This window comes from Stutzerimonas stutzeri (assembly GCF_000590475.1).
Taxonomy (GTDB): domain Bacteria; phylum Pseudomonadota; class Gammaproteobacteria; order Pseudomonadales; family Pseudomonadaceae; genus Stutzerimonas; species Stutzerimonas stutzeri_D.
The window spans coordinates 3,579,632-3,591,670 of sequence record NZ_CP007441.1 but is presented as its reverse complement, the minus strand read 5'-3'; the positions used below and the strand labels follow the sequence as shown (position 1 = coordinate 3,591,670).

The window sequence follows — 12,039 nt, the reverse complement described above, 5'->3', positions numbered from 1 at the left end:
CCGAAAAGACGCATCGCTCGCAAAGCGAAAGCCACATCGAAGCACCATCACATACCCAATTAGGGGAAGCGACTCAACACCGACTCCCCAACCGAATTGCTTGACGACCATAGAGCGTTGGAACCACCTGATCCCATCCCGAACTCAGAAGTGAAACGACGCATCGCCGATGGTAGTGTGGGGTCTCCCCATGTGAGAGTAGGTCATCGTCAAGCTTCTACACCAAACCCCTGATCATCGTAAGATGGCCGGGGGTTTGTCTTTGGGCAGCCGAAAAAAGGAGCTTGGCTTTGGGCCGCCTGCAATGGTCGAGCAGAGCCCAGCTCCGGTCAGCAACCCGGAAGGCGCTCGGCCCAGCTTCAGAGCCCGCTCTAGGCTAAATCCGCGCCGAGCTTTGCGATGTCTTCAAATGATTACACCGCGAGCAGGGCAAGCCGCGTCCGTGGTACCTAAGCGCACCCTATCCGCTTTGATTCGTCCGAAAGCCTACATAGGCAGCGTATCCGAGGGCATTAATACATCGAAGCATCGCGCCCAAGGCAGGCATCGTCATGCTACTGAAGCGTGGTTTTGGATTTTGGCAGGAGCTGACATGGTCCCAGCGAAGCACTCGCTCCCGTCCAGTGTGTGCAGGTCTGCGAATGGCCGATTTGGGGGAAGGTTAAAGAGGCAGCTGCTAAAAATAGACGCGCTTGAAGACATCCAATGCGTAGCGGAGCTGCGATCAGTGCGGCCAGGTCCTTGGGATGAAACTCACCAGTATGGAAAATAGCCCGCCCTAGGGCCGAGAATACATATTCGAGCTGCTCGCAATCTTTTGGACAACGTCTGCAAGCTCGCCCGTTTGGAGGTGCAGCTGAGCATCGATTACTTGTCCGACGGTTACACATTCGGGTCGTTCAGCTCAATGCGGAGCCGCCTGACCTGAGAGTCGATAGCCGAAAGAAGGAGGAGGCGTTTGAAACTGAACCAGCCCACGCCACCGGTAGACTGGTCCGCTCTCAACGGCGATGGTCAGCTGACCAGTTCGGCGTCTTCCACACGCCTTTGATCGCCTGCGACGTTCGATGGCTCGGCCTGTTCGCGACGCTTGATGAACTTCCAGTCCGCTTCGTCAATATAGATTCCGCTCGGGCTGCTGCCACCTTCCAGATCAATCGCTACATGTGCCGAGACCTGCGGCTTTACCGAGGCGAGGATCGGCACAAAGCCCAATTGCAGGCTGGTTTCGATCAGAGCCTGCTGGTTGCGCTCATCAATGTCTGCGGCTTCGTCCAAGTAGTAAGGCAGACGAATGCGACCGGCCTGCTCGCGGTCCATCAGATGCAGCAACAGGTACATATTGGTCAGCGCCTTGATGGTCATCGTGGTGCCGTTGGACGCCGCCCCGTCGATGTCGGTATGGATCACTGGCTGGCTGCCGACCTTGGTAATTTCAAAAGCCAGCTCGAACAAGTCTCTCAGGCCCAACTGGTTATTGTTAGCCGCAACTAGGCGCGCCAGGTATTCCTTGGCTTCCTCGTTCTTGCTGTCCTGCTCGCTGTTTTGCTGAAGGTCGAACACCGACAACGTCTCGCCTTGTTCGTACTGCCCGGCGCTGTGAATGATCTGATCGATGTGCTTGAGCGCGTCCTTATTTGGTGCCAGGACGATACGGAAGCTTTCGAGGTTCGAAACCTGGCGTTTGTTGATCTCGCGATTGAAGAGCGCTAGCTGATGCTCGAGGCTGTCGTAATCGCTGCGGATATTGCGCAGTGTCCGGGCGATGTCGGTTACCGCCGCGCGACGTGCCTTGGCGAGGGTCAAGGCTTCGTCCTGGCGATGCGCGTAGGCGTTCACCAGTAGCTGCAAGCGGCGCTCCGGATCTTCTTCGCTATCAAACTTGGCGACGCCTTTTAGGCGCACCTGCGCGTACAGCGCTTCGATTTGCCCATCGACGCGCTGCAATGCTTGCCAGCTGTCCTGATAGTCATTGAGCAATGGTTGGAGGTTGTCCAGCGAGTCGTCCACCGGGTCCATGAAAGGCGTGCCGAATGGCAGATCTGCTGGAAGCAGCTGGCGGCGACGTAGGGCGTCCTCCAGCGTGCGTTCCTTGGCTTCGAGATCGGCCAGCTGACGCCCGACCAGTTGCAGTTTCGCCGAGAGGTGTTGCACTCGCTCGGTGAAGGCGTCGCTGGTCCGCTTGAGTTCGTCCTGCGCCGCTTCGGCTTGGGCCAGTTGCTCAAGCTTGTTCTCCTCTTCGGCTGAGAGCGTCTGGCAGCGGCGGAAATCCTCTAGCGCTTTTTGGGCGTCCAGTACTTGCTGATAGAGATGTTCGGCCTGTGCTTTGCTCGCGGCTCGGTCAATCGCCACGGAATGCTGTGCCTTCAACTGCTTGAGCTCACGCTCCAGTCGATCTTTCTGGTCGCGCAGGGCGGCGCGATCAGCCAGTGCCTGCAGGGCTGGTGGTTCGATATGGGACAGGTCGATGGACAGCCCGGGGGCTTCGAAGCGCTCCCCCTTAAAGCCGTCGAGTACCGCTTCAAGCGATTTGACCCAGCTATCGGCGTCATCCACGGTAATGCCTTTTTCGCTCAAGGGCAGGCTGAACAGCTGGCCGTTAAATAATCGCATCAGGCGATCAACGTCAGGCTGTGAAAATTCTTCGCGTAGACGGGAATAACTGTTGTTGTCCGCATGGTCCAGCTGTTGGCGGACCGACTTGAGACGCTTCTCCAGGTCGCGCAGGCGCTCGTCCAAGTCCTCACTGGAGAACTGTCGCGATTGCGACAGCGCGCCCGCCAGTTCGTCATGGGCGTCTTTGGCGGCGAGCAGCTGCTGCTCCAGCACGTGGGCATCATCGACCAGCGCGAAGCGATTCTTCAGTACGGCAAGCTCGCCCAGCCAGCGCTGGATTTCGCTGATTTCACGCTCCAGACGCATCAGTTCGGCGGTGCCGCCACGCTGTTCGTTCTGCAGGCCATCTTGCTCGCGACGATAGTGTTCGGCCTGGATGACCAGCTCTTCCTTGCGTGCGCCGGCGTAGTCCTGCCAACTGCCGAGCAGCGAGTCGAGTAATGGGGACAACCGATGCAGCTTGCCCCGTAGCAGTTCGCGTTGGGCAACGCCGGCGGCAAGGGCTTCGACCAGCGGGCCGGCAGCAACCAGGGCTTGATAGTCCTGCTCCATGCGGCGCACGTCGCGGAACGCTTCCTCAGTTGCAGCAATGTAGTCGACGCTGCCCGAGCGAAGGCTGTGTTCGAACGCGTCGAGAAACAGCTGTTTGAGCTTGGCAGCGGTGATCTCGCGCATGTGCAGCAGGTTGATGAACAGTGCGCGGAAGGTCTTGAGGCTCTGCTCGCTGGTCGAACGCAACGGGATCAGTGTCATGTCCAGTGGGATTGCGGTATGGCCGCCGACCAGTAGCCGCCGCAGTTCGTCCGGCTTTGCCTCGTAGGCCTTGATACCGGCGCGCTCGAGGTTGGCGAACAGTTCGCGTTGGCGCAGGCATGTGCCGTTCTGCTGGTAGTGATCGAGATCCAGTGAGCCCTGGTAGACAAAGAACTGGTGACCGAACCCGCCACCCGGCCCACGACCGGATACACCAATCACATGAGGGCCATGAGGGAGGGCGACTTCGACGAGGATGTAGCTGGTGTCACTGGCGAAGTAAAACTTTCGCGACTGCTCCAGGCTGTACTTGCCGAAACTCATGTCCGACATACGCGCCAGAATCGGAAACTGCAGCGCATTGATCGACGCGGACTTGCCCAGGTTGTTCGCGCCGTAGACAGACAACGGCGTTTCCAGCGGGAAGATGCCGAGGCTGTAACCCGCGGTGTTCAATAGGGCGAAGCGGCGGATACCGTAGCGTTCCTGGCTCATGCCTCAAGCTCCTTTTCTGCTGCGATGGCACGCGCCAGCGCTTCTTCTTCGGATTCATCCTCTGGGTGGTCCAGAATGATGATCTCGTCCTCTTCCTCATCGGCGATCAGCTGCGGCGCTGGCAGCGAGAGGTCAGTGCTGTGCAGGCTTGCTGCCAGATCGCGGTCTTGCTGCACGGACAAGCAAACGTCAAGGAAGCGATGCATGGGCGGCAGGAAACGGTAGATGCCGTTGCTGTCTTCGGCAAAACCCAGCTGAGTCAGGCGGCGGATAATCTTCTCTTCCAGCTCGTCCTGGGTGGTCACCTCGGCCTGCAGGAGCAGGTCGCGGTATTTGTCTAATAGCGCCGGGAGTTCATCACGGCCCAGGGTGCCCCCGTCAAGCACCGCGAGCGGATCGCGGCCCTGATCGGCGAGATGCTCGACCAGAATGAAAGTGAACAACGCCAGCCGCTGGGCCGTCTTGTTGACCTGCGCGCCCATCTGCTCGGGGACGAAGTAGTAAAAGCCACGCGGGTCGCAGACCAGTTCATAGCCAAGCGCCTTGAACAGCGCACGGTACGGGTCCTGCATATTCGATAGTTGGGAGTAGCACTCCGGCTCGCTGCGAGACAGGTGATAGCCCTTGAACAGCTCGCGGAATATCGGCGCCAGCTGGGTCATTTCTTTCAGATCGATGTTCATTCAGGTTGCTCTGATATCGCCGAAGTGATGGTGGACAAGCTGCGCGTTGTCCACCCTACGTAAGGGGCCGCGAGGTATTGGACGTAGGAAGGAAAACTGCGAAGCATTTCCCACCGGACCACCCAATTGCCGGTCGATTCGTTCAGCCATCTTGCGGCGCCAGTAGGGCAAACGAGCTGAGACTGACCTGATGCTCGCGCGTCAGGTACTCGCGGCGTTCCAGACGGTCACGCTGGAAACGGGCGTCGCGGGAGAGGCGAGAAAACCAGTAGAGCAGCTCATCGGTCGCGCCTTCCGGCTCTTGTTCGAGCAACCACTGCATCAGGTCGGGCAGCGGCAACGCCTGTTCACAGCGGTCTAACATTTCACGCGCCGTCAGCGGTGAGCGCGGTGCATCGGTCTTGCGCTTGCTTGCGCCTCGGGGGAATTGTGCAGGCTTCGGTTCGAAGCGGGCCAAGGCGTAGACATAGGCTTCGACCTGGCTGGCCGTGCCGAGAAAAGTGCTCTGCGGGCGGGTGAACAGCGGCAGCGAGGCCTGCGGCACCGCATCGAGTCCCTTCTTGCGAATGGCTGACAGGGCAAGCGCGGCGCCACGGGTCACCGCATTGTGCCGGCGTGCCTCTTCGCGCAGCGGCAGCAACAGCTCCCGCGCGTGGCGCAGGGTCAGCTGAGCGGTGCTTTGCATTTCGAGAATGCGCGCATGGGTGCGCAACAGCAGGTCGTCGTCGACCAGCTGTCCCAGCCGTTGCTGCTCACCAAGCAGCTTCATCAAAACCTGTTCGACGCGATACACGCCCTGCTCGAATGCACCATCGGCAGCGACCAGCTGGATCATCGGTTCGACGTATTCATCCCAGGTCGCCAGAACTTCCGCATAACGCTGCCGCAGCGGAATCTGACGGTCGCTGGTCTTGGCCCGGTCGGCCACGCCGATCAGTGCCTGCTCGTCGTTAGCGAGTTTCTTCAATACGTCGCGCACGCGCATGTCCAGCAGGCGAAGCTGGCGGGCGAGGTCCTGACCGTCACGGATTTCGAAGGCGTCCTGGATGTGGCCCGCCAACCGTTCCAAGTGGCGCAGGTAGGCTTCGATCTCCAGGCACAGACCGAGTCGATGTTCGCGCCGCAGGTAGGCGAGAAAGTCATGGATCTGCGCGTTCAGCTCGAAGCGATTCGGGCTTTTAGCCACCGGGACAAGGATGTCCAAACGAATCCACTGATCGAGCAGGGCGGTGATGTCGGTGGGTGTCCCTTCCGGCAGTTGCGCGGCAAGCTGATGACGAAGCTCGATCAGGCTCAGCGTGCCGGCATCGAAGCGTTCGCACAGCGGCTCGAGTAACGTCCAGTGTTCGGCGAGGGCACGCAGTACGCGCTTGGGTTCGATCATCTGAATCGGTTCTGTCGGCTGCAAAAATAGTCGGCAATTGTACTGCCTGACCTCGATGCAAATCAGCCCAAACCGATCGCTGGATAAGCACAATGAGGCGCTCGGCCTTCCCGCTTTGCTGGTTTCCGGCCACAATTCACACTTGAGGCGCCACCTGAGTCCGCACGGCTGGCCAAGAGGAATTCGATATGAGCAGCAACGACCGCGTCATTATCTTCGACACCACCCTGCGAGACGGCGAACAGAGCCCTGGCGCCTCCATGACCGGTGAAGAAAAGCTGCGCATCGCCAAGGCTCTTGAGCGGCTGAAGGTGGACGTAATCGAAGCCGGCTTCGCCATCGCCAGTCCAGGTGATTTCGCCGCCGTCAAAGCGGTGGCCGACCATATCAAGGACAGCACCGTATGCAGCCTGGCCCGCGCAGTCGATGCTGATATCGAGCGTGCCGCCGAAGCGCTGGCCGGTGCCAACTCCGGGCGCATCCATACCTTCATTGCCACCAGCCCGATCCACATGCAATACAAGCTGCGTATGCAGCCGGATCAGGTCATCGAGCAGGCTGTGCGTGCAGTGACCAAGGCGCGCAATCTATGCGCCGATGTGGAATTCTCCTGCGAGGATGCAGGCCGCTCCGAGATCGACTTTCTCTGCCGCATCATCGAAGCGGCCATCGACGCCGGCGCGCGCACGATCAACATTCCCGATACCGTCGGCTACGCCATCCCGCATCAATATGGTGCCATGATCGGCACGCTGCTCGAGCGCATTCCCAACGCCGACAAGGCGGTGTTTTCGGTGCACTGCCACAACGATCTGGGGCTGGCCGTCGCCAACTCGCTGGCCGCGGTCGTCGCCGGCGCTCGGCAGGTCGAGTGCACCATCAACGGCCTGGGCGAACGCGCCGGTAACGCCGCGCTGGAAGAAATCGTCATGGCCATCAAGACCCGTCAGGATCTGCTCGATGTACATACCCGCATCGAGACCGAACACATTCTCAGCGCCTCACGCCTGGTCTCCGGCATCACTGGCTTTCCGGTGCAGCCGAACAAGGCCATCGTCGGCGCCAACGCCTTCGCGCACGAGTCGGGCATCCACCAGGATGGCGTGCTCAAGCATCGCGAGACCTACGAGATCATGTCTGCGCAATCGGTGGGCTGGAATGCCAACCGGATGGTCATGGGCAAGCATTCAGGGCGTGCTGCATTCCGTTCGCGACTCGACGAACTGGGCATTGTCCTGCAGGGTGAAGGCGAGCTGAATGCTGCGTTTGCGCGCTTCAAGGAGTTGGCGGACAAGAAGCACGAGATATTCGACGAGGATCTGCAGGCGCTCGTCTCCGACACGCTCGCCGAGGATATGCAGGAACATTTCAAGCTGGTGACGCTGGAAGTGGCGAGCAAGACCGGCGAGGTGCCGGACGCCAAGCTCGTGTTGAACGTGGACGGCAATGAGCAAGTTGCCTCAGGGCAGGGCTCGGGGCCGGTTGATGCGACGTTCAAAGCCATCGAGTCCGTGGCTAACTCTGGCGCCACGCTGCAGCTGTACTCCGTCAATGCCATCACCAAGGGCACCGACTCGCAAGGCGAGGTCACGGTGCGGTTGGAGAAAGGGGGGCGCATCGTCAATGGCAATGGCGCCGATACCGATATCGTCGTGGCGTCAGCCAAGGCCTATCTGAACGCGCTGAACCTGATGCAGGTCGGCGCTAAAGCGCATCCGCAGGTGGCCGGGGTTTGATTACTGAAAGTCGGCGTCGGGCCTTTCTCGACGCCATGCAGATCACCACTTGGCTACCACGGGCCGAACTACCCTTTGCCGCGCCGTCGCGCCCGGAGTTGCTGCAATTCGACGAGCCCGAATTCGAGCCTGCGCCGGTTCTCGAACTCGAGCGGCCAGTTGCGCAGCCCGCCCCGTCGGCGCCTGCGCCGATGACAGCCACAAAAGTCACCGCGAGCCCGGCGGCAGATGCGGTGCGTGCGGCCATGCCCCGCATTGCCATGCCCGACTCGAAAAAGCCGGACGTGAAATCCCCTGACGCCGAGCCTGCGGCCGCCGAGCAAAAGACTGCTGTACCGCCGCCACGTTTCGCCCTGCAATTGCTGCGCGCGGGCAATTGCCTGCTGCTGGTGGAGTTGCCCACTGGCGAGTCATTTCAGAGCCGTGATCCCGCCTATCTGCTACTCAAGGATATGCTTCGCGCCGCTAGGCTGCCGGACAAGCCCCAACAGGTTGGGGACGGCGAGCCGATCCGCTGGCCACTCCTGCACCGCGGCAGCCTCGAACAGGGCGCCGAAGCCGCACGTGATTACGTGCAAGGCGTAGTGGCTGCTGAACTGGAAGGAATGGGCTGTGCCTGCCTTTGGTTGGTGGGTTTGCCTGCGCTGCGCTTTGCCGGTGAGGTCGAGGCAGACGCCTGCTATCGCGAGTTGCATATCGAAGGCATCGGTCACGCCCTGGCCATGCCCGGACTCGAGCAGTTGATGGAGCAGCCCGGCAGCAAGGCCGAGTTGTGGAAGGCGATGCGGCGTAGCATGCCGCGTTGGGTTACCGGTTTATGAGCAGTGCTTCATGAGTGATGCAGTCAGTTTTCGCCCCATGACGGCGGCGGATATCGAAACAGTCCTGAAAATCGAATACGCCGCCTTCAGCCACCCTTGGACTCGCGGGATCTTCACCGACGCGTTGAGCGCTTATGAATGTTGGATCATGTTCGAAGGCGAGCAGCAGGTCGGCCATGGCGTGATCAATGTCATCATCGACGAAGCGCACCTGCTCAATATTACGGTCAAACCGCAGAGCCAGGGCCGCGGCCTGGGCTTGCGGCTGCTCGAGCATCTGATGCAAAGAGCCGCCGAGCGGGGCGGGCGTGAATGCTTCCTCGAAGTCAGAGCCAGCAATACCTCGGCCTATCGGCTATACGAGCGCTACGGCTTCAACGAAGTAGGACGGCGCCGTGCCTATTACCCTTCCGCTGACGGGCGCGAAGATGCGCTGGTGATGGCCTGTACATTGTTCGATTGAATTGATCAGTCAACGACACATCACGCCAAGCCCAACTCCGAACAGTTGGGCTTGGTGGCCGCCAGTTGATCCGTCCGTCGCACGGACCCGTACGACGCGGCAAAGGCTTATCGCCCCGGCGCCTTGTCCCGCCCGGAGTCCAGCGGCGCGTCTCCTTCGAGTTCGTTGTCGTCCATCAGGCCATCGTTTTCGTGCAGTACGGCATCGCCGCCACCGAGTCCGGTATCCGGGTCGCCTTTCGCCGGTCCGTCCCATGGCTTGCCATCCAGGGGGGCATATCGAGCCTCCTCCGCCTCGTCGAGATCTACATCGGCACCGATGCGATGTTCGGAGACTTCGCTCAAGTCCTGATCGGCTGGGCCGCCATGGCCGCGCTCGTTTGGCGAGCGTGAACCGTCTTCGCGAATCAGCGTTTCCGGTGCCATGTCGTCCATGGTCGTGCCGCCATCCGGCACTTCACCCGCAGTCATGCCGGCTTCGGCAACCCGTTCCGGGGGGAACTCGTCTTCGACTTCATCGGCCGGCACCTCGTCACCGATACGGCCCTTGCGATCGTCGCGATGCTGGTCGAAATCGAGCTGCTCCATCGAACCCATGCGGTCCTCGGTATCGTCTATTTCCTTGGGCGTGTAGGGCTTTTGATCGTTCATGACAACCTCCTGCGTGAGCTGCGGTCTTGCAGGTTGTGACCCGGCGTCGGTGCGAAGATTCAGGCTGGCCGCTGGCCGGTTCGGGGTTTATGAACCAAGCTGCAAGAGCGGTTTGTTAGTGCCTAAGCGCTTGTGGCGACACAAAAAGCGCGAACCACCATCGACGATCCGGAGTCTCAGGGAGCATGAACAAACCAAATGACCGACCCGGGCTAGAGGTCCGGCGCTGCGCTTTCTTTTTCGACGTCGACGGCACGCTGGCAGAAATACAGCCTCGTCCGGAACTCGTGACGATTCCACCTCGCTCGCTGGTTGCCCTGGAGCACCTGCATCTAAGCGAGATTCCCTTGGCGGTCATCTCCGGGCGTCCTCTCAGCCAGCTCGATGATCTGCTCTCGCCATTGCGTCTACCGGCTGCCGGCGTGCACGGTGCCGAGCGCCGTACCGCAGAAGGCGAAATGTGCAAGTTGGCGCTCGACAATGATGTGTTCGAAGCCATCCAACGGGAACTTGCGCACGCCTGCGCCCAGCACCCCGGCCTGTCGCTGGAAAACAAAACCATCGCATTCGCCCTGCATTTCCGCCTGGCCCCCGAACTGGAAGGCACTGCCCGTGCGCTGGCTGAAGAGTTCGTCGAGCGCTACGGCGATGTGCTGACATTACAGCCGGGCAAGTGCGTGTTCGAGCTCAAACCTCGCGGCGCCAGTAAGGGCGAGGTGATTCGCACCTTTATGCAGGAGGCTCCATTCAAAGGACGAACGCCTGTGTTCATAGGTGACGATCTGACCGACGAGGCGGGCTTCCAGGTCGTCAACGAGTTGGGCGGGTTGAGCATCAAGGTCGGCACCGGCCCGACCGAAGCCACGCAGCGCCTGGACTCGGTAGAAGCTGTTGGCGCCTGGCTCGAACGCTTGCTCGATGCACTCTCAGAGCAGCCGGATAAACCAATAAAACCAGACTGAAGCGAGAACGACCCCATGAGTCGACTAGTAGTGGTTTCTAACCGAGTAGCGCCGATCAAGGCGGGGAAGGTCGCTGCTGGCGGGCTTGCAGTTGGCGTTTATGACGCACTACGCCAGGCCGGAGGTATCTGGTTCGGCTGGAGCGGCGACGTAAGCAGCACCCCGCAGACCCATAGCGAGACCATCGGCAATATCACCTACGTGACGATGGGTCTGACCAAGCAGGATTACGATCAGTACTACCGTGGGTTTTCCAACGCCACGCTTTGGCCGATCTTCCATTACCGCATCGACCTGGCACGCTACAACCGCCAGGAATATGAAGGATACCGCCGGGTCAATGCGATGCTGGCGGAGAAACTCAAGCCGCTGCTCAAACCCGACGACATCATCTGGATCCATGACTACCATCTGATTCCCTTCGCCGAGGCCTGCCGGCAGCTGGGCATTCGCAACCGCATCGGGTTTTTTCTGCATATCCCGTTTCCGCCGCCGGAAATCCTTACCGTCATCCCGCCGCACAACGAATTGCTCAAGACACTCTGCTTCTACGACCTTATCGGCTTCCAGACCGAAACCGACCGCTTGGCGTTCCAGGATTACATGACCCGTGAAGTTCGCGGCATTCTTGAGTCCGACGGCAGCCTGACGGCGTACGGACAGAACTTCAGAGCCGGGGTCTATCCGATCGGCGTGGTTCCCGACGAGATCCAGGACCTGGCCGAATCTTATAAAACCCGCCGCAAGCCCATGCGGCGTACTACCGACGTGGCACGCAAGAAGATCATCAGCGTCGATCGGTTGGATTATTCCAAGGGGTTGGTGGAGCGCTTCAGAGCGTACGAGGCGTTTCTCGAACGCTACCCGGAGCACCGTCGCGCGGTCGAGTTCGTACAGATCGCACCGACTTCCCGCTCCGATGTAAAAACCTACCAGAACATACGCCAGCAGCTCGAAAGCGCGGCGGGGCACATCAATGGCTGGCTGTCTGATCTGGACTGGACGCCGCTGCACTACCTCAATAAAAGCCATGATCGACGCGTGCTGATGGGGTTGTTCCGCAGCGCCGACATCGGCTTCGTCACACCGCTGCGCGACGGCATGAACCTCGTCGCCAAGGAATATGTCGCCTCCCAAGACCCGGAAGACCCCGGTGTCTTGGTGCTTTCACGTTTCGCCGGCGCTGCCCGTGAGCTGACATCCGCGCTGATCATCAATCCCTACGACTGCATCGGCATGGCCGAGGCCCTCGACCGCGCCATGCGCATGTCCCTCACCGAACGTAAGGACCGCTACGAACATATGATGCGTGCGATTCGCGCCGCGGACCTCGACGCCTGGCGCGACAACTTCCTGCGCGACCTGCGTGCCTTCTCCTCCCGGCCCAGAGCCGAGGTGCAATCGAACCCGCTATTCACCGTCTAGGCTGTGACGTCCCGGTCTGTGCTCTTGTCAAAACGCGGACCGGTTCGTAAC

At 60.4% G+C, this 12,039-nt stretch carries 9 protein-coding genes and 1 rRNA gene; 6 read left to right on the top strand and 4 right to left on the bottom strand.

Annotation, left to right across the window (positions count from 1 at the left end; genetic code table 11):
* Positions 1 to 99: 99 nt before the first annotated feature.
* A 5S ribosomal RNA gene (gene rrf, locus CH92_RS16295) occupies positions 100 to 215 on the top strand.
* A gap of 799 nt (positions 216 to 1,014) precedes the next feature.
* Here the strand turns inward: rrf and mksF are convergent.
* From mksF to mksB, 3 genes are all read right to left on the bottom strand, one after another.
* Positions 1,015 to 3,864 carry an Mks condensin complex protein MksF gene (gene mksF, locus CH92_RS16290; protein ID WP_025242834.1) on the bottom strand — a complete coding sequence of 950 codons (2,850 nt, stop codon included), beginning with the start codon at positions 3,862 to 3,864 and terminating at the stop codon, positions 1,015 to 1,017.
* Positions 3,861 to 4,547: an Mks condensin complex protein MksE gene (gene mksE, locus CH92_RS16285; RefSeq protein WP_025242833.1), complete on the bottom strand. Its 687-nt coding sequence runs from the start codon at positions 4,545 to 4,547 to the stop codon at positions 3,861 to 3,863. Before mksE ends, mksF begins: the two co-directional genes overlap by 4 nt.
* Before the next feature lie 142 nt (positions 4,548 to 4,689).
* Complete coding sequence (mksB, locus tag CH92_RS16280) at positions 4,690 to 5,931, bottom strand: Mks condensin complex protein MksB (RefSeq protein WP_025242832.1); 1,242 nt, start codon at positions 5,929 to 5,931, stop codon at positions 4,690 to 4,692.
* Between the two features lie 188 nt (positions 5,932 to 6,119).
* On the opposite strand from mksB, the gene CH92_RS16275 reads away from it, so the two are divergent.
* The 3 genes from CH92_RS16275 to rimI are packed head-to-tail and all read left to right on the top strand — an operon-like array spanning position 6,120 to position 8,951.
* Entirely contained in the window at positions 6,120 to 7,667 is a 1,548-nt protein-coding gene (locus CH92_RS16275; RefSeq protein WP_025242831.1) for a 2-isopropylmalate synthase, read from the top strand.
* The gene (locus CH92_RS16270) at positions 7,664 to 8,488 is read left to right on the top strand and encodes a hypothetical protein (RefSeq protein ID WP_038623075.1); all 825 of its coding nucleotides are present in this window, start codon (positions 7,664 to 7,666) and stop codon (positions 8,486 to 8,488) included. The genes CH92_RS16275 and CH92_RS16270 overlap by 4 nt, the downstream gene beginning before the upstream one ends.
* Positions 8,489 to 8,498: 10 nt before the next feature.
* Entirely contained in the window at positions 8,499 to 8,951 is a 453-nt protein-coding gene (rimI, locus tag CH92_RS16265) for a ribosomal protein S18-alanine N-acetyltransferase (RefSeq protein ID WP_025242830.1), read from the top strand.
* A 107-nt stretch (positions 8,952 to 9,058) separates the two neighbouring features.
* Here the strand turns inward: rimI and CH92_RS16260 are convergent, their stop codons facing one another.
* A complete protein-coding gene (locus CH92_RS16260; RefSeq protein ID WP_025242829.1) occupies positions 9,059 to 9,601 on the bottom strand; it encodes a hypothetical protein in 543 nt (180 codons plus the stop codon).
* Positions 9,602 to 9,786: 185 nt separating this feature from the next.
* Between CH92_RS16260 and otsB the strand changes: the two genes are divergently transcribed.
* Complete coding sequence (gene otsB, locus CH92_RS16255; RefSeq protein WP_025242828.1) at positions 9,787 to 10,563, top strand: trehalose-phosphatase; 777 nt, start codon at positions 9,787 to 9,789, stop codon at positions 10,561 to 10,563.
* Positions 10,564 to 10,578: 15 nt separating this feature from the next.
* Positions 10,579 to 11,988, top strand: coding sequence for an alpha,alpha-trehalose-phosphate synthase (UDP-forming) (gene otsA / locus CH92_RS16250; protein ID WP_038623073.1), 1,410 nt, complete (start codon positions 10,579 to 10,581; stop codon positions 11,986 to 11,988).
* Positions 11,989 to 12,039: the final 51 nt, after the last annotated feature.

Coding starts and splice junctions, on each gene's coding strand:
- mksF (WP_025242834.1), bottom strand. CDS start 3,864: ATGAGCCAGGAACGCTACGGTATCCGCCGCTTCGCCCTATTGAACACC.
- mksE (WP_025242833.1), bottom strand. CDS start 4,547: ATGAACATCGATCTGAAAGAAATGACCCAGCTGGCGCCGATATTCCGC.
- mksB (WP_025242832.1), bottom strand. CDS start 5,931: ATGATCGAACCCAAGCGCGTACTGCGTGCCCTCGCCGAACACTGGACG.
- CH92_RS16275 (WP_025242831.1), top strand. CDS start 6,120: ATGAGCAGCAACGACCGCGTCATTATCTTCGACACCACCCTGCGAGAC.
- rimI (WP_025242830.1), top strand. CDS start 8,499: ATGAGTGATGCAGTCAGTTTTCGCCCCATGACGGCGGCGGATATCGAA.
- CH92_RS16260 (WP_025242829.1), bottom strand. CDS start 9,601: ATGAACGATCAAAAGCCCTACACGCCCAAGGAAATAGACGATACCGAG.
- otsB (WP_025242828.1), top strand. CDS start 9,787: ATGAACAAACCAAATGACCGACCCGGGCTAGAGGTCCGGCGCTGCGCT.
- otsA (WP_038623073.1), top strand. CDS start 10,579: ATGAGTCGACTAGTAGTGGTTTCTAACCGAGTAGCGCCGATCAAGGCG.